The organism is Photorhabdus sp. HUG-39, assembly GCF_963878365.1.
Classification (GTDB): Bacteria; Pseudomonadota; Gammaproteobacteria; order Enterobacterales; family Enterobacteriaceae; genus Photorhabdus; species Photorhabdus kayaii.
Map to the genome: position 1 here is coordinate 20713 of NZ_CAWNWY010000016.1, position 17809 is coordinate 38521.

At 38.9% G+C, this 17809-nt stretch carries 14 protein-coding genes and 1 pseudogene; 9 read left to right on the forward strand and 6 right to left on the reverse strand.

The window, feature by feature from the left end:
• Positions 1-166: 166 nt before the first annotated feature.
• From AAC155_RS12035 to AAC155_RS12045, 3 genes are all read right to left on the reverse strand, one after another.
• Positions 167-796, reverse strand: coding sequence for a hypothetical protein (locus AAC155_RS12035; protein WP_113042339.1), 630 nt, complete (start codon positions 794-796; stop codon positions 167-169).
• A gap of 374 nt (positions 797-1170) precedes the next feature.
• Positions 1171-1854 carry an IS630 family transposase gene (locus AAC155_RS12040; RefSeq protein WP_113042340.1) on the reverse strand — a complete coding sequence of 228 codons (684 nt, stop codon included), beginning with the start codon at positions 1852-1854 and terminating at the stop codon, positions 1171-1173.
• A 93-nt stretch (positions 1855-1947) separates the two neighbouring features.
• Positions 1948-2394, reverse strand: a complete 447-nt coding sequence (locus AAC155_RS12045; RefSeq protein WP_146748094.1) for a hypothetical protein — start codon at positions 2392-2394, stop codon at positions 1948-1950.
• 498 nt (positions 2395-2892) lie between these two features.
• Here AAC155_RS12045 and AAC155_RS12050 point away from each other — a divergent pair, with 498 nt between their 5' ends.
• Both AAC155_RS12050 and AAC155_RS12055 read left to right on the forward strand, forming a co-directional pair.
• Complete coding sequence (locus AAC155_RS12050; protein WP_113042342.1) at positions 2893-3579, forward strand: hypothetical protein; 687 nt, start codon at positions 2893-2895, stop codon at positions 3577-3579.
• On the forward strand, positions 3576-4136 hold the full coding sequence (locus AAC155_RS12055; protein ID WP_021325903.1) for a hypothetical protein: 561 nt from the start codon (positions 3576-3578) through the stop codon (positions 4134-4136). The genes AAC155_RS12050 and AAC155_RS12055 overlap by 4 nt, the downstream gene beginning before the upstream one ends.
• Positions 4137-4654: 518 nt before the next feature.
• Here the strand turns inward: AAC155_RS12055 and AAC155_RS24480 are convergent.
• Positions 4655-4792: pseudogene (locus AAC155_RS24480) on the reverse strand (hypothetical protein); the annotation flags it as partial.
• 30 nt (positions 4793-4822) lie between these two features.
• Between AAC155_RS24480 and AAC155_RS12060 the strand changes: the two are divergent.
• The 3 genes from AAC155_RS12060 (at position 4823) to AAC155_RS12070 (ending at position 6851) form a co-directional block, all read left to right on the forward strand.
• Complete coding sequence (locus tag AAC155_RS12060) at positions 4823-5725, forward strand: Tm-1-like ATP-binding domain-containing protein (protein ID WP_229015641.1); 903 nt, start codon at positions 4823-4825, stop codon at positions 5723-5725.
• Positions 5709-6539 (forward strand): phosphoenolpyruvate hydrolase family protein, encoded by an 831-nt coding sequence (locus AAC155_RS12065; protein ID WP_113042343.1) that lies wholly within the window; start codon positions 5709-5711, stop codon positions 6537-6539. The genes AAC155_RS12060 and AAC155_RS12065 overlap by 17 nt, the downstream gene beginning before the upstream one ends.
• Before the next feature lie 183 nt (positions 6540-6722).
• Positions 6723-6851, forward strand: coding sequence for a hypothetical protein (locus tag AAC155_RS12070; protein WP_262405147.1), 129 nt, complete (start codon positions 6723-6725; stop codon positions 6849-6851).
• A 25-nt stretch (positions 6852-6876) separates the two neighbouring features.
• Here AAC155_RS12070 and AAC155_RS12075 read toward each other — a convergent pair whose 3' ends face one another.
• Both AAC155_RS12075 and AAC155_RS12080 read right to left on the reverse strand, forming a co-directional pair.
• Positions 6877-7650 (reverse strand): ribonuclease T2 family protein, encoded by a 774-nt coding sequence (locus AAC155_RS12075; protein WP_113042345.1) that lies wholly within the window; start codon positions 7648-7650, stop codon positions 6877-6879.
• A 62-nt stretch (positions 7651-7712) separates the two neighbouring features.
• Entirely contained in the window at positions 7713-9689 is a 1977-nt protein-coding gene (locus AAC155_RS12080; protein ID WP_113042347.1) for a bifunctional 2',3'-cyclic-nucleotide 2'-phosphodiesterase/3'-nucleotidase, read from the reverse strand.
• 1652 nt (positions 9690-11341) lie between these two features.
• Here AAC155_RS12080 and AAC155_RS12085 point away from each other — a divergent pair.
• The 4 genes from AAC155_RS12085 to AAC155_RS12100 all read left to right on the forward strand — a co-directional run bounded on the left by AAC155_RS12085 (position 11342) and on the right by AAC155_RS12100 (position 17773).
• Positions 11342-14224: an aldehyde dehydrogenase family protein gene (locus tag AAC155_RS12085; RefSeq protein WP_113042349.1), complete on the forward strand. Its 2883-nt coding sequence runs from the start codon at positions 11342-11344 to the stop codon at positions 14222-14224.
• A gap of 340 nt (positions 14225-14564) precedes the next feature.
• Positions 14565-15476 carry a recombination-associated protein RdgC gene (gene rdgC / locus AAC155_RS12090; protein WP_113042351.1) on the forward strand — a complete coding sequence of 304 codons (912 nt, stop codon included), beginning with the start codon at positions 14565-14567 and terminating at the stop codon, positions 15474-15476.
• A gap of 103 nt (positions 15477-15579) precedes the next feature.
• Positions 15580-16476: an aminoglycoside phosphotransferase family protein gene (locus tag AAC155_RS12095; protein ID WP_158536558.1), complete on the forward strand. Its 897-nt coding sequence runs from the start codon at positions 15580-15582 to the stop codon at positions 16474-16476.
• A gap of 244 nt (positions 16477-16720) precedes the next feature.
• Positions 16721-17773 (forward strand): Fic family protein, encoded by a 1053-nt coding sequence (locus AAC155_RS12100; protein ID WP_113042354.1) that lies wholly within the window; start codon positions 16721-16723, stop codon positions 17771-17773.
• The last annotated feature ends 36 nt before the right edge of the window (positions 17774-17809 follow it).

Genomic DNA, 17809 nt, shown 5'->3' on the forward strand with positions numbered 1-17809 from the left:
ATTGAAGTTCATCAGGTGCAGAACTCATTGAGGTGCGGGCATTCTTGTCCATAGAGACGCCGGATAGATTTAAACAAGCCTACCATTAATCAAAATCAGTGTTGCAAAAACGGGGTGACCATAGATTTATGCTCTCCTCCGCTTAGAGCGCTCACAACGGAAATAGTCATTTGCGTGCCTCATGTATTGTTGGTGGTTTTGTTGGTTGTTTAGTAAAGCAGGTTTGCGCCCAGCGAGCTTTTGGATCTCCATAGTAATATAACGGGAATATCTCGTAATTCTCCAAAGATCTCGTATTGTCCCACGGGTTACACACTTCCCAAACTGGATGTGACGGTGGTTGTGACTCCTTCATATTAAATCCGGCCGATATCACCACTACGTGACCCCCAGTATCACCCAAGGCGGGAACTTTCTTTGAGAAAAAAACGGCAACGACAAATGGCCGACTATTAAACAGTTCTCCTATACAAAGACTCGCATTAGCTTTTCCTTCTATTGCTTTCTCAAGCGCCCCTATTGCCCCTAAGGACTTGTCTGGCATTCCCTCCTTATTGCAATTATCACCACCTGGAAAATGGTTGTAGGGAGCTACACAAGATCCAGGGTTAAGCTGTCGGACTTCAGAATAAATCGGCTCTTGTAGGTAACGATACGGTCTCTGCGCATACCCTTTACGCCAGAAATCCGTGACATAGGGTTGTTTGTCGGCTTCTATGCTACGTTTGGAGGCAAAAAGCGCCACTCTCTTTAAAGAGAGGCATCTCGGTAAATTGCCATTTTGAATATCAATCATGTTGTCCTCACTTGTTGAAAATGCGACTCCAGTTTTAGAATTTCAGATCACCAATCACATTAGATTTTAAGCTCGTAAATTATAAAAAACATATATAAAAAAACAGCCACAATTAACATATTATGCCGTCATAGTTAATTTTAACATCGGATTAGTAGCTATTTTTGTATAAACATGGGGTTGCGAAGAGGCATATTTAAATGTAAATTGCTTTGTATTAACTTAAAATACATACACTACGTACAAACTTCATTATTATTAGTAAGTGTCAGTATATAAAAGCTCCTTTCATTGGGATCTTTTCTATCTACTTATTAGAATCCTTTGAAAGGATAGAAGTTATGAAATAGGCTAAATAATTGATCCTAATTGTGCTATATATTTGCCATACCATGACTACCTCCAGGAAAGGGGGATACGTTGTGCATAAAATGCTTAATTTTCCTGAGGAGTTCCCACATATATTGGAATCGGTGGTTACGTGTTATCGTTTCATGCAGGGCGTACCAAGGTTTCTCAATCAGATTCACCCATGGCGAATAAATGGGTTGGAATAACAATCTGAACTTCGGGTTATTTTTCAACCAAGCCTCTGTCTTACGGCTTTTATGGATAATGTAGTTATCCCGTATCAACGTGATATTTTTGGCTCTTTGGTAATGCTGTTTCAGCTTTTCCAGCATCGCAATAAACAACTCAGTGTTCTTCTTACTGCCTGAAACATAAAGCACTTTATCTATTCCGGCATGAAGCGCTCCCGTCAGATAATGCTTACAGTTGTTTCCGGGCGTGACCACTTTTTTCTGCTGCCCTTTAAGTGTCCAATCTGCGCCAATTTTCGGCTTGAGATCGATATCGCCTTCGGTAAACCAATTCACCCCTCGCCCAATAGAAGAACGCTCCGCCCCGGTAATATCACGGGTTTCTATAACCATTTTTCCTTTATGAAGCAGTAAGATAGCAATAAGTCTCCGTGCGTAACCTTTATCTGATATGCGTTGGATTTCTTTTTGCATTCTGCGTCTTTCGTCGCGGGGTATCGGAGCTATGATAGACATGACTCAGTCCTGTTAGTGATTTGTGATGTTTAGCCATCGATCAGATCACTAAATTTGGACTGAGTTCATTGATCTACTATTCAGAACAGTTAATTAGGTGTTTAGTTCTAGCTTCCAATAAGAGAGTTTATGCCCGCAAATTACGCTTGGATGGTAGGCCACTTGTTTTGGTGGTATACTCAAATAGGCATTACGGTCATTCGCTGGCTGTATAGTGTAAAGGCCATTATGATGTTCGCTAACTGTAAATTTCAGGGTATTACCATCAGGACTATCCACAGTCAAGGCATCATAAATACGGCCATCTACTACTATCTTTTCATAACCGTTTGCCAACCTAAAAAATTGCCCACGGATTAACGCGTCTAGTGCCCCTATCTGAGCTCCGTCAAACCGGTGTGATATAGCCCATACCACATGAATATTATTTCTCTCCTGAGATACTTCATCAAGACTAAACCCTCTAACTATACGATTTGAACTAGACTCTCGAACTCCGAGATATAAACCTGTTTCTTCGTTAATTAACCTGTAATACATAACATACTCCTTTTTAGATATTTATAAGATAAAATTCACATATCGTTATATATAGTGTGTTTAAGAAAAATCAAGAAACCATCGAATTTTTTACTTGTCATACACAATATAAGATTTATTTTATTTTTATACAAAATATAAACTTCATCAGAGCCATGTCAACAAATTACTAATTATTTCATTAGAGCTTATGTTCGGAGAACATAAATAAAGTGTGGAGTAAATCATCCAAATGATTCCTATTAAAGTTTGTACATAGTGTATGCATTTAAAGTTAATACAAAGCAATTTACATTTAAATATGTCTCTTCACAACCCCATATTTATACAAAACAAATAACTATTAATCCGAGAGCCAAATTAACTATGCTACCACAATATGTTAATATAGCGTCTTTTTTTATATGTGATTTTTATAATTTACGAACATAAAATCCAATATGATTCGTAATCTAAAATTCTAAAACTGGAGTCGCATTTTCAACAAGTGAGGACAACATGATTGATATTCAAAATGGCATTCTACCGAGATGCCTCTCTTTAAAGAAAGTGGCGCTTTCTGCCTCCAAACGTAGCATAGAAGCCGACAAACAACCCTATGTCACGGATTTCTGGCGTAAAGGGTACGCGCAAAGGCAGGAGCAAACGTTTTGGTGCTGGATCGCTGTGGCTGCAAGTATAGGCAGTTATTATGCGCGGAAACCGTATCGTTACCTACAAGAGCCGATTTATTCTGGTGCCCGACAGCTTAACCCTGGATCTTGTGTAGCTCCCTACAACCATTTTCCAGGTGGTGATAATTGCAATAAGGAGGGAATGCCAAACACGTCCTTGGAGGTGATAGGGGCGCTTAAGGAAGAAATAAAAGGAAGAGCTGATTTTAACCGTTGTGCACAAGAACTAGCTAATAATAGTCCATTTGTCGTTGCCGTTATTTTCTCAAAGAAAATTCCCGCCTTGGGTGATACTGGGGGTCATGCAGTAGTGATATCAGGCGGATTCGATCTGGTGCCACAATCATCGACAAATCCATATCCAGTTTGGGAGGTTTGCAATCCGTGGGACAATACGAAAACGCTCGAGAATGCCCATATATTCCCGTTATATTACTATGGAGATTCAGAAGCTGACTGGAGGCAAACCTGCTTTACTAAACAACCAACAATACATGAGGCACGTAAATGACTATTTCCTTTGTGAACGATCCAAGCGGAGCGGACAGTGTTATCGTTTCTTTTTTGCAAGGTATTATAGATGGAGGCTCGCTTAGCGAAGCTGACAAAAACAATAAAATAAATACCAACGACGTCTCATCGTCGAACCCGATTAAAATGTACTATGTCGATCACAATGAATTTGAAAAAACGAAATCTTTGACCAAAGCTGCCCACGCTACAGGTTGGAGGTATCTATTGTTGTCAGGCAGCTCTGCCGTGTCCGACCTCCATTTGAACATGCACGATGCAAATCTCATCGTCTCTTCGATGACCCTTGATGGCCCGATACCCATCTCGACAGTTGAGGCACTCCTTGCAGCGGAAATGGATAGTAGGGTTCAACAGCAAGGCTATGAAGTGCGGCAACTTAATTTACCTTGGTGTCATTTCGTGGCTCTATGGTTGCACAACCCAATTCACGACATTATCATCCCGCTTAAGCCAACATTAATCCGGGATATCGCGATCCACAAATTGTATGAGGTGGAAGAGATCTCAAACAAAATTATAGCGCAAATAGGTTGACTCTAAGATGCTAAACTATAATGCCCAGTTAAAAAAATGGGCATCTTTTAGTTTTTGGTCGGCGGAAAATAGGTGCAACCTTGATGTTGAACTCATTAGCTAATGGTTTCTGCATAAAATCACCCAAAGAATGTACTTCATGAGTTTAAAGTAGCTCACTCTGCAAAAAACGTGATTTGACATCAATACAGTAGTAATTCTGCCAGGTGTACACAGCTTTAATTCTGCGCGTAAACAGCTCCATGAAAGACTCCTTTCTTTACATTTTTACATAGTATTCACCCTGATAAAATTAGCCAAGATATTTTTTACACACGCAAAAAAAGTAAAACCCCCGCAGGCACTGTCTCTTGATCATATTTCATAGATCAAGAGACAGGCTCATCGGAGGGTGTCGCAAAAGGCCAGCATTAAAAATAAACCCACAGAGATTTATTGCCTGTTATTGGGACTGACAACCCATGGCAGGCTAAAAATAAGCCATAATATCAGAGCAACTGCCCTTGATAAGTTATACGCTATGGCGTACAAGGTAAATTCCACTTTGACTCCGGTTTGTCCATCCGTAAACACAGTTTATCTCGCGCGTCATCTTCCGGGTAACGTTTAATTTTTCTGCCCTTTTTCGCCTGAGTACACTTTTCTTTTTCCCGGCAATCGGCACAATTTGCTCCGGTATGGACCCGATGCTCACGGCTTTTTTCGGACGGTCTTACTGTACTGACATGAAGATGGCGTCAGGGAATGTCTCGGCCTATGTTAAGGCCAGCGATATTGCCATGCTTTATACGGTAACCGATCTCAACGGACTCAACCGTATTTCTCGTGCAGTATTGTCTAATGCTGCAAATATGATGGCGGGCTCTGTCAATTATTTTATGCCATTGGCTGATATTCATAAACCCGCTTTAGGGTTGACGATGTTTGGTATGACGACTCCGTGCATTAATCAGCTCACTGCCGCGTTAAATACTCAATACGATTGCCTGGCTTTTCATGCTACCGGCAATGGTGGAACAAGCATGGAGAAATTGGCTAAAGACGGCGAATTGGTTTGTGTTTTGGATATTACATTAACAGAAATTGCTGATCTATTATTTGGGGGTGTTTTGGGTTGCCCTGACACACGCTTAGACGTCATTGCAAAAAAAAGCATTCCGTGGATTGGCAGTGCTGGCGCTTTGGACATGGTTAACTTTGGTGCAAAGGACACGGTTCCAGAACGCTACAGCAATAGGCTATTTGTCGAGCATAATTCTCAGGTGACATTAATGCGAACCACACCCGAAGAAAACTATCAGCTTGGTATCTGGATAGGGAACAAACTTAATAAGTGTAATGGACCTATTCGATTTATTATTCCGGAAGGCGGATTCTCTACTCTAGATTGCCCTGAACAACCTTTTTATTTACCTGCATCAACACAGGCTTTCTGTCATGGACTAAAAAAAACAATAAAACAAACAGAATTGCGAAAAGTTATAAAAACACCTTTTCACATCAATTCACCACAATTTTGTGCTCTGGTAATACAGCAATTCAAGGAAATTACAGAACACCAAGGAATTTCTCATGAAGAAAAAATATAATCAGATTATTGAAGCTATAAAACAAAAAGTCGAACGTAACGAAACTATTATTGGAGCGGGTGCAGGCACGGGGCTTTCAGCGCGTTGCGAGGAAGCAGGCGGGGCAGACCTCATTATCGTATATAATTCTGGACGCTTCAGAATGGCTGGCAGAGGATCATTGGCCGGATTAATGCCATACGGTAATGCAAATGAAATTGTCAGAGAAATGGGTAATGAAATATTGCCGATAGTTAAGGAAACACCTGTATTAGCGGGTGTCTGCGGTACTGATCCATTCTGTAATTTATCTCTTTTCCTGGATGAATTGAAGGCACAAGGTTTTGCTGGTATTCAAAACTTCCCAACAGTAGGGCTTATTGATGGAAAGTTCAGAAAAAATCTGGAAGAAACAGGCATGGGTTATGCATTGGAGGTAGAGCTAATCCGCCTGGCGCATGAAAAAGGAATGATTACCACTCCTTATGTTTTCAATGCAAAAGAGGCTGAAGCTATGGCACAAGCAGGTGCTGATATCATCGTCGTACATCTGGGGCTAACCACTGGAGGTGATATTAGTGCTAATACATCATATGATCTGGAATCTTGTATACCAATCATTAATGCTTGTGCTTCGGCAGCTAAAACTATTCGAAATGACATTATTACTTTGTGTCACGGTGGCCCAATTTCGGAACCGGAAGATGTCGCCTATATTTTGGCTCATTGTCCCAATTGTCATGGGTTCTATGGTGCTAGTTCAATGGAGCGTTTGCCAACAGAACAAGCCATCAAACACACTATCCAGAAATTTAAAGAAATTAATCGGGGTTAGCGAGAATTATACTTAATCTATATGGAAATTTAGTACTATTTTTTTGCGGGTCTCCCTCATTGCGAGTACGAGTGTCTCTGGCGATGTGATCTTCATAATTATCCCTATAACGGATATACCCTATGGATTTCAAGATGCATCGCGACGGCAAGGGAGTGAATCCCCGGGAGCATAGATAACGATGTGACCGGGGTGAGCGAGTGCAGCCAACAAAGAGGCAACTTGAAAGATGACGGGTATAAATACAAAATATCCCCTGAAAGGGATGGCAAACCTGACCCACGTTACTGCAGGTCAGGCACATCACTGTGATTTTCCTTTATAGAAAGGAGAACCATCACAACTCACGCTTTGGACAATCAATCACGTCGAAATTTTTGCTGTAACAAACGTAAAATTCATCACGATTGATCTGAATGGTTTTTCCCTTCAATGATGGGTTATTTTTCTGGAGGAACTTAATTAACTGTTTATTAGATGGACGATCATTAGGCAATACCAATCCATCAAACAGTTCTTGCTGTTTACTGAAAAATTGATCTGGCGTTGTAAACGCACAAACACCATGTTTTTCCCACTCAGCTTGTAACAAATCTGCCCCCGGAGAAGCGCATAGATAAGGTTTAATCACCTGATAATCCAGTGGTGACAAATCCCCTTTGCAAAGACGTGGATGTTTTCTGACATCAGACCAATCACGGCACTGTGCCATTGATTTACTATCACAGGTTTGCGCCCACAAGCCGTGAATTACCCAACTAAATTTGTTTTCGGAGAAACATTGCAATTCAAACTTTTCATATTCACGCTGCGCTTCAGCAAGTTTGTTACTATTTTTCAGGCGCTCAATATTCTTTGCTTTGCTCTTACAAAATGCTGGAGAATAACTAATAGCCAGTTTGAAGTAATCTGTCGATGCGGTTGCGTTCTGACCATAACGGTCACCTTTAGCAACATAATCATAATCTTTCGGCGGAGTAGCAGGTAAGATACAAGACACCCCCTCTTCCAATGTTGATAGAGACTCCAACGAGTCAGTCACTTCTGGTTGCTTCACACAGCCCACAATCAGTAAAACGAATATTGCTGATAATAAATTAAAAAAACGCATCTTAATTCCTTTATGGGAAATTATTTCCCTGTTGATGGTAAACAAACAAAAACCTGCCAAAATTAAGGCAGGCGACTATTAAAATTATTTTTTTCAGTCAGATCAATTTGATACACAGCAAAACCGATCTCATCATTTTCCAAATATTTCACAGGATATTGAGAAAATGTTTTGATGAATCTCGCCGCTTTCTCACTTGGAGACGTTTCGAAACGGATATCCAATTTCTTGTCAGTTTTGATTGGCATAATCGACCAATTATTCTCTGCTTTGGTCGCTACTATCCCTTTCTGTTTAGACATTTTGGCAATGTAAGCAGCCAAAATAGCGCGGTTCTCATCCGGTGAAGCGAATGCAATGTAATCTTCGCCTGTGCCGGCAAATTTACCACCATAGGCGCGGTAGTTATTGGTAGCAATGAGAAATTTAGCGTGAGGATCGATCGGTTTACCTTGGTAAGTCAGCTCTTTGATACGATTCGCCCCTTGATTGATGAGCTGGCAATCAACGTCGTATTTAGCGGGCTGAGTCAGATCAATCTTATAATTTACGCCACTTATCATGTCGAAGTTATAAGTACGGAAGCCGCTCCAATTCAACAGATACTGCGGCTGAGTTGAATTTGGATCAATCTGGTTATACATGCCGGCCGAACACTCCAACCATTCAATCACATCAGCACCAGTGACCTTCACAACAGCCAATGTATTGGAATAGAGATACAAATCTGCTACGTTACGAAAGGTTAAATCACCTTTTTCAACTTCAACAAACTCTGAGGGTGCATTTTTACGCCCGCCAACTTTGAATGGTGCCGCAGCGGCCAGAACAGGAATATCTGCTAAATCGGGATCACCTTGAATAAAACGCCGCGTGTAATCAGTTTGTGCATCATTCACAATCTGCACTGTCGGGTCACTTTGAATCAAAGCCAAATAGCTATACATATTGGCAGACGCTTTGCCAATCAATTTACCTACAAAACCCCGCGTTCCCTGATGAGCTTGCCCGATAATTTTTGCCAACTCACTATCACGCTCAACCAGTGCCTTTTTATTCACTTTGTCATAAATCGGGCGCGCTTCCGCTTTTGCTTCCGTCACTTTCCATGCCCCGCCCCCGTTGTCGATAACCATATCAACAACACCTAAATGATCACCCCATTGGCCGGGCATAACAGCCGGAATACCGTTAACCGTACCTTTAGCAACATCAACGCCTTTAATGTTTGCAAATTCTTTACTTGGAAACACACCGTGTGAGTGACCAAACATAATCGCATCAATACCTTTAACTTCACTCAAGTAATAAACCGAGTTCTCAGCCATTGCCTTATAAGGCTCCTTGGAAAAGCCGGAGTGAGGAATAGCAATAATCAAATCTGCCCCCGCTTTTTTCATTTGAGGAACAAATTTTTTCGCGGTTTCAGTGACATCGTTAACGACAACTTTCCCATCCAGATTGACCTTATCCCAGATAGCAATCTGGGGCGGTACAAAACCGATATAGCCAATCTTGATGGTATGATTTTTACCCTCCCGGTCTTTTACCGGCGTATCAACAATAATATAGGGAGTGAAATAGTTCTTACCGGTTTTCGCATCCATGATGTTGGCATTGATATAAGGGAACTTCGCACCGGCAATGGCTTTTTTCAGATAATCCAAACCAAAGTTAAACTCGTGGTTACCAAAGTTACCCACGGTATAACCCATGGTATTCATTAACTGATGTGCTGGATGAGATTCCCCTTTTTTAAGACCTTTTGCAGCCACGTAATCAGCCAGTGGGCTACCTTGAATCAAATCACCGTTATCGACCAGAATGGAGTTAGAGGCTTCTGCTTTGGCTGCTTTAATTAAACTCGCTGTGCGTATCAAACCAAATTGTTCTGTAGGTTTATCCTTAAAGTAATCAAAATCAATCAGGTTACTGTGAACATCAGATGTTTCCATTACCCGCAAATCAACTGTTTCAGCATGGACATTACATGCGACCAATAAGGTTAATGTGGAGACTTTCAACACATTGTTAACCATTTCACACCTCTTTTTTAGGTAGTTCAGGAGGACTCAAAATCAGCTCTCCTTTAACTGTCAACTTACAAGTACAGATGAGCGTCGATTTCCACAATCATCTGTTTTTTATTTTCATAAGCTGGGTTGTCGCTGTGCGCATCATCATATGCCGTTTCAACGAACAAACTCAGGCTATTGTACTTAGAAATTGCAAAACGTTTATCTCAACCAACAAGATAAATCTGTTTTTTTATAGCTAGGGTACCTGCATTTTTATCACGCAAAGAGTCACTCGCAGACATACCACTTTGCCAAGATCTCACTCCTCCTATAACACTAACACCGTAAAATCTGTCTTCTAGACACCTTTAACACGGTTTAATTTAAGTTAAGTAAGAATAAAATATCTACAATGCTTGTATTTAATTATTAGCTTTATTTCTGGACAAAAATCTCTCTATTCCATTGAGCCGGTAAAATATTCAGGCTAATAAATACCGCTCATAATATTACCGTATAAAACAAACTTGTTAACAAATTGTAAATATTTTCAAGCAATCAATTATCATCCATATTATGGTTTCCTTATATAAACTTTTATGGTTTTTAATGACAAAATAATCGTTAATTTAGGTTATAATGATGAACACTTTTAATTAAAAATGAGTGATTCTATTAAAATTTCAATTTTTTGATATAACCCTCAACCAAACAATCTATTGTAACCATATAATAAATAAACACAAAAATCATTTTCGTGATAAAATGCACAATTACATCGTTAAAACAAAAAAATAATTAAAATTATTTGTGATAATAATCACATCATCAGGTAACTTTATCTTGTTAATTTTATTAATTACATTATTTATAAAAAAATAATTTAAACATTAAAAATTTAATAATTAATTCAAATATAAATTAATTTTAATTATGAAATAAGAAAACATCAAAAGTCATAAAAAACAACGTTATTAATTTTATATAAAACCAATCTATAAAATTAATTAAAATTATTTCTTACAAAATATATAGATATATTTAACATATTATAAAAAATAAAAAACATTTATTTTTAAAATAAAGAAAAAATAATAAATTAATTTAAAAACAAAATATAAAAATTAATTATCATATTGATTTAAAAGAAAAATAACCTAATGACTATTTTTAAAGTTATTATTTATCAATAACTTTGACACTGCTAGAATTACTATAAACGACTTTTCTGATCAGCATGACACATTCACCCATCGCCCCCACTATCTCACTCAATTCAGCAATGAAGAGAAAATAAAAAAATTTATGCTCCCCTCTTGACCAGAAACAATAATTACATTAATTTTATTTAACATTATAAAGAATATCATTGAACCTTATCATTTCAGCACTCACTTAGAGCCGAAAGAATTTAGAATAAGTTTATAGCAATAATTGATTATAGTAATAGTTAATTAGCTAGAACTCGCGTTAACTATTCATTAATTTTAAAGAGATTTTAAGGTTAATCGCTGACATCAAAACAAAAAACATAAAATAATATAACATTTTAAAGCATTTTTTCTCATCAGGATTACTGAGGATTTCCTGACAAGTTAATAACACCTCTACTGTCTTTATTCATCACCATTAACCCTAAGATAATCAAAACATTATGATGGAGGTAACTACAAATGAAATGGTATGTCAAGGAAGCCCTCGAAATTAATCAGGCTATACCATACGAGGAATCAATCAATATCGAAGCGGGTTTTGGACCAACAGGGCTTCCACACATAGGAACCCTTTGTGAAATCCTCCGAGCCAATCTCATCAAAACCGAATTGGAGAAAGCAGGCAGAACAGTTAATTTTTATCTCATTTCAGATGATTTGGACCCTTTCAGAAAAGTGCCTTTGAATATTCCAAATGCTGAACAATTAACGCCTTATCTAGGCCAACCGATAAGCAAGGTGCCGGACCCTTTCGGAAATTTCCCGTCATTCTCTGAAATGGCGGAATATCAACTCATGAAGCTCGCCACAGAATACGAAATAGAGTGTCAGCTAGTCAGAAACTCTTTAGCCTATCAAAATGGCGATTACAATGACGAAATCAAACTATTCCTACAAAATTTTTTGGTGCTAAACCAAATATGCAAGGAATCTACCGGATCTTTAAGACAAAGAACCTACAGCATGATCATGCCCATTTCTGAAAGAACTGGCGCCGTACTGGAACATATTATAGTAACCGACGTGAACCCTGCATCAGGAGAAATAACCTATTACATACCTGGCGATGAAGTCATTAATAAACCCGGTTATGAATATGGCGTAGAAATTCGAGAATTCTATAAAAATGAAATATTGGATCAAGAGCAAACTATTTCAGTACTAAACGGTAAATCTAAACTTCAGTGGAAAGCAGACTGGGGTATGCGCCTCCTTGCCAGAAACATTCATTTTGAAATGCATGGTGAAGATTTGCTGGCTTCTGCCGATGTTGCTCGCCAGATCGCGGGAGCATTAGACAAGCCAATTCCACGTTTTTACAAATATGGGCTTTTCCTTGATGATTCAGGTAAAAAAATATCGAAATCGAAAGGAAATAGTTTCTCTTTAGATGATATTCGCCATCTGCTTACACGAGACGCAATTCGCACTTACCTCTCAAAAGAGCCACAGAGATCGTCTAAATTTTATGTCGCGCTGGCACCACATCTAAATGATCAAGCTAATATTTCGCAAAAAGATGGAAAAAGACTATCTTTTTCAAAGATAGCAAGAATATTACACGCGTCAAAACCAGCAAATAAACTCGCGGCTGAAAACTTTCTGAATCGCTATAAAAGACCGGGAGAATCCATTTCAGATCAGGAATTTGAAATAAGTTATCATTATTATATCAGGACATGTAAAAATGAAAATCAAGGGTTACAAAACATTAAAGAAGAAAAGTATTTCTCAGCCATTGCCAATTCAATAAGTTCAGGAGAAATATCCACTAAAGATCAACTTTTCCAGCATATAATCAGTACATATAAAGACCATTTTTCAGATGATAAATCATCCCAAATATGGCCTATGCTCTACCGAGGGTTATTTGGTGATACCAAAGGCCCACGAATTAAAACATGGTTAGATTTAAATTGCATGCAGCATGTTTTAACCCATTTTAGCAGCCCATATAAAAACTCATACCAAAAAAATGAGGAAAATATCGTTAACAACGAAATTAACAAATCTCAAAAAGAGAGATTAATAAACAATAGCATCGAGGAGAACAAAACATATATGACTAAGTTATACAGTAAAATTAATTTCAGCGAAATCAGGAAAAAATGTGATGAACTTTCCTCCGCTTTACAGAAGAATAGTGAGGCGTTAGTTAAAGCACTCTCTGGCTATCAATGTAAAAACGTCACCGAAGATGAAATTCTCCGTTCAATAGATGTCTTGAATAATATTGAGAACAACAGAGAATATTTCAAAAAGAAAATTTATGGTGTGACATCATTCCTCCCGCTTAACCAACCCATTTACGCTTCTGTATGTTTTGGTTTTATCCCTTCACTTATGGCAGAAAATGTGTGCATACGCCCCCCGACAGCAATGCATACACATTACAAAAAATTTGAGGCGGTTATTAATTTATCCGAATTTTCTCCAACATTATCTATTTCTTATGAAGATAAAGAGTTATTTTTAAGTCAACGCGTAAAAATAACGGATGCAGTAATCTTTACGGGAACACCAGAGAATGCGCTCAAAGTACGTAAACATTTCAGAAAAAACACCTTATTTATTCTTAATGGTGCCGGTCATAACCCACTTATTATCTCAAAAGATGCAGACATTAATCTGGCTGTTGAAAGTGCAAAACGAGTTGTTCTTTACAATCAAGGGCAGGATTGTGCTGGTCCAAACGCCATATTAGTACACAATGATATATACGATTTATTCAAGCAACGATTAATCTCTGATTTGAAGAATATTGAAGATAGAGTTGGCCCTTATAGTGACTATAAAAATATTGTCGGTCCCAATAGCGATATTGATCACAGTATAAAAATTGCTTCAGTATTTAAAGTAAATAGACTCTATTGCACCTATGGAGGAGAGGTTAATCCCATCAATGGCATGATAAAACCAACGGTTTTCGAGAAAGAATTATCATTAGGTGGCAATTATAAAGAATTTTTTGCCCCTGTGTTCTTCTTACAAAGATATTATCAGGATCAAGATTTAATCCATTATTTTTCTGATCCTTTGTATTCTGCTAATGCTATGTATATATCTCTGTTTGGTACCAGTGACTATATCTATCATCAACTCAGCGAACACCTTCACTTACCAGATAGTATTCTGAATAATACTGACTTACATCTGGAAGAACACGGTTATCTTCCCTATGGTGGTCAAGGGCCGGCTGCTTCATGCCTTTGGTATGAAGGTAATAGGATTAACGGCAGTACGTTGCCACAACGTGATATATACCATTATTTAATTGAACCCTTTGATACCCTTCCCATGCCAAAGAGTGAAAAGCACCACTGCGTTCAAGCGGGAATTTAAGCTACTCCGGTAAGTCCTGACTTCAACGGATGACCTGACAGCGCCGTACTTTCATAAGTAAGTAAGCACGGCGTGTCTCCGCGTTTAAATATACCCGTTATCTTTCAAGTTGCCTCTTTGTTGGCCGCACTCGCTCACCCCAGTCACATAGTTACCTATGCTCCCGGGGATTCACTCCCTTGCCGTCGCGATGCATCTTGAAATCCATAGGGTATATAATAAAGTCATCAATCAGGATAATTGATACAAGATACTAGGGCTTATCCCTGTGATTCGCTATCATGCAACCTTATGTTGGTCATGCTCACCGATTCATTGAGCAAAAATATGGGGTAATTTTATGTTGTGGTTCAAAAATTTAATGATTTACCGTTTAAACCGGGAAATTTCACTTTCTGCGGATGAACTGGAAAAACAATTGAGTCCGTTAGCATTCACCCCATGTGGCAGTCAAGATATGGCGAAAACAGGTTGGGTGCCACCAATGGGTTCACACAGTGACGCCTTTACCCATGTCGCGAATAACCAAATTCTGATTTGCGCCCGTAAAGAAGAAAAGATGTTGCCTTCACCGGTTATCAAGCAGGCACTACAAGCAAAAATTGAAAAACTGGAAGGAGAACAGCATCGCAAACTTAAAAAAACAGAGAAAGACTCTCTGAAAGATGAAATATTACATACCTTGCTACCACGGGCATTTAGCCGATTCAGCCAAACTTATATTTGGATCGATATCGCCAATAATCTAATTATTGTTGACGCGGCCAGTGCTAAACGGGCCGAAGATAATTTGGCATTATTGAGAAAAAGCTTGGGTTCTTTACCTGTTGTTCCTCTGACATTTAAAGACCCGATAGAATTAACCCTGACAGAATGGGTACGTTCCGGTGATTTACCGACAGGTTTTGCTTTAATGGATGAAGCTGAATTAAAAGCTATTCTGGAAGAGGGTGGCGTGATCCGTTGTAAAAAACAAGATTTAGTTTCTGACGAAATCGCCACCCATATAGAAGCAGGCAAATGTGTCACCAAATTGGCGCTCGATTGGGAAGAGCGTATTCAGTTTATGCTGTCAGATGATGGTACTTTCAAGCGCATAAAATTCAGTGATACTCTGCGTGAACAAAATGATGACATTGATCGGGAAGATGTTGCCCAACGGTTTGATGCTGACTTTATTCTGATGACCGGTGAATTAAGTGCATTGATTAACAGCACCATTGAAGCACTAGGCGGCGAAGCAGAAAAATAACCTCAACCTTTAATGCTATTTGCCGCTTTGAACTATTTTTCAGAGCGGCATTCTTATGTCTTTCTCAACCTTATACTTTAATCAACAACAGTGGAGTGCAGATATGATATTTGATATCCCATTAGCCGAAAACTGGCAGATAATAGAGCCTGAAAATCGCGGCTGGTCTAAAGATCAGAAATACCATGTTGTTGATAAACAAGGTAAGCATTTGTTATTACGCTTGGCAGATATCAGCCAAGAAGATAAGAAAAAACAAGAATTCTTCTGGACACAACAACTATTTAGACAAAATATTCCCATGTCTGAACCCATTAATTTTGGCATTTGCAACAACGACCAGAGTGTTTATTCTTTGCTAAATTGGATCGAAGGACAGGATACTACTCATTGGCTGGAACAACATAATGAACAATTACAATATGAAGCAGGTTTACAAGCAGGAAAACATTTAAAAAAAATACATCAATTAACAATCCCATCTCAAACCATTTCTCCCCGCCAGGAAGCAGAAAACATTTATCAGGAAAAACTGGCCCGGTATGAACAATGTGGGATCAAGATCCCTCATGAAGCAGACTTTACTGATTTCATAAAGGATAATTTCTCTCTGCTTAATAATATATCCCCTGTGTTCCTACATGGTGATTATCATGTCGGGAATATGATAATCGATAATAAACATAAACTGTGGGTTATTGATTTCAATCGTTATCGTTTTGGCGATCCGGCCAAAGACTTTAGTCAGATGATGATATTTAGCCGATTACATAGCACGGCATTTGTTCATGGACAAATGGATGGTTATTTTGCAGGCCAACCAAGCCAAGAGTTTTTAAAAAGAATCGCTTTTCATACCGCCTATAACGCTTTCTTTAGTTTACTTTGGGCACAATCATTTGGAGAAAAAACAATTCAAAATTGCCTTAACCGTATTAATATGATCTGGCTCGATTATCAAGGATTTAAACGCAGTATGCCAAGCTGGTATAAGCCTTAAAACCAAATTGATGACTGAATCGGAACAACATCTGCATTCATTAATTATAAATCATTAGATTCGGTCATCATCAAACTATTTCAATTATATACCCTATGGATTTCAAGATGCATCGCGACGGCAAGGGAGTGAATCCCCGGGAGCATAGATAACGATGTGACCGGGGTGAGCGAGTGCAGCCAACAAAGAGGCAACCGGGTATAATAACGTTAAAACTAGTCACGGTAATCCAATTAGGTATTCAATGAATTCAGCTAAAAAAGGCTATCAGCCGCCTTTCTCGATTACAGCTAAAATGATCCAATTAATTGCTGAAATCAGTGAAAATATCGGGCGGTTAAGCACAGAACAGGAACAAATAACCGCTTTGCGATTGAGACGTATCAATCGGATACGCACAATTCACGGTTCACTGGCAATTGAAGGTAACTTACTTGATGCAAGCCAAATCACAGCCATTATTGAAGGAAAGCGAGTTATTGCACCGATCAGTGAAATACAAGAAGCGCGTAACGCTATCTTGGCTTATGAAAAGCTTAACCATTGGCATTTCACATCAGAGCAAAACTTACTGGAAGCCCATTATGTTCTGATGAAGGGATTGCTAGATAATGCCGGCAGTTATCGACACAGCGGCGTCGGTGTAATGGATGGAGAAAAAGTCATTCACATGGCTCCACAGGCAAACCGGATTCCAAAGCTGATGGGTGATCTTTTTCACTGGTTAGGCTCTACTGATATTCATCCACTTATTGCCAGTTGCATTTTCCATTATGAATTTGAATTCATTCATCCATTTGCCGATGGAAACGGCAGAATAGGCCGGTTATGGCAGACATTGATTTTAAGCCACTGGAATCCATTATTTGAATTTATTCCCGTTGAAAGTCTGGTTTATGAACATCAAGCTCATTACTATCAGGCAATTAATCTCAGTAGCCAACTTGTTGATTGTGCACCGTTTATTGAGTTTATGCTGCACATGATCCGTGATGCAATTCTGACATCTACCCATCAGGCTACCCATCAGGCTACCCATCAGGCTACCCATCAGGCTACCCATCAGGCTACCCAACAAGTTAAACAACTAATTATGGTATTGAAAGGGGAAATGAACCGTGGGCAACTGCAATCAGCACTTGGATTAAAAGATCGTAATTCATTCCGTCTGCGCTATTTGCAACCCGCTTTGGCAGCAGGATTAATTGAAATGAGCCATCCAGAAAAACCGAGCAGTCCATTACAGCGCTATCGTTTGACAGAAAAAGGGGTAAATTTAAAAGCTCACCACAAATAATGAAAAGTAACCAATTCCTACCTTATCGGTGGCTTC

Bases quoted from the DNA above. Each gene is read 5' to 3' on its own strand.
- AAC155_RS12085 (WP_113042349.1), top strand. From the start codon at position 11,342: ATGAAATGGTATGTCAAGGAAGCCCTCGAAATTAATCAGGCTATACCA.
- AAC155_RS12065 (WP_113042343.1), top strand. From the start codon at position 5,709: ATGAAGAAAAAATATAATCAGATTATTGAAGCTATAAAACAAAAAGTC.
- AAC155_RS12060 (WP_229015641.1), top strand. From the start codon at position 4,823: ATGCTCACGGCTTTTTTCGGACGGTCTTACTGTACTGACATGAAGATG.
- AAC155_RS12080 (WP_113042347.1), bottom strand. From the start codon at position 9,689: ATGGTTAACAATGTGTTGAAAGTCTCCACATTAACCTTATTGGTCGCA.
- AAC155_RS12095 (WP_158536558.1), top strand. From the start codon at position 15,580: ATGATATTTGATATCCCATTAGCCGAAAACTGGCAGATAATAGAGCCT.
- AAC155_RS12100 (WP_113042354.1), top strand. From the start codon at position 16,721: ATGAATTCAGCTAAAAAAGGCTATCAGCCGCCTTTCTCGATTACAGCT.
- AAC155_RS12040 (WP_113042340.1), bottom strand. From the start codon at position 1,854: ATGTCTATCATAGCTCCGATACCCCGCGACGAAAGACGCAGAATGCAA.
- AAC155_RS12035 (WP_113042339.1), bottom strand. From the start codon at position 796: ATGATTGATATTCAAAATGGCAATTTACCGAGATGCCTCTCTTTAAAG.
- rdgC (WP_113042351.1), top strand. From the start codon at position 14,565: ATGTTGTGGTTCAAAAATTTAATGATTTACCGTTTAAACCGGGAAATT.
- AAC155_RS12055 (WP_021325903.1), top strand. From the start codon at position 3,576: ATGACTATTTCCTTTGTGAACGATCCAAGCGGAGCGGACAGTGTTATC.
- AAC155_RS12050 (WP_113042342.1), top strand. From the start codon at position 2,893: ATGATTGATATTCAAAATGGCATTCTACCGAGATGCCTCTCTTTAAAG.
- AAC155_RS12045 (WP_146748094.1), bottom strand. From the start codon at position 2,394: ATGTATTACAGGTTAATTAACGAAGAAACAGGTTTATATCTCGGAGTT.
- AAC155_RS12075 (WP_113042345.1), bottom strand. From the start codon at position 7,650: ATGCGTTTTTTTAATTTATTATCAGCAATATTCGTTTTACTGATTGTG.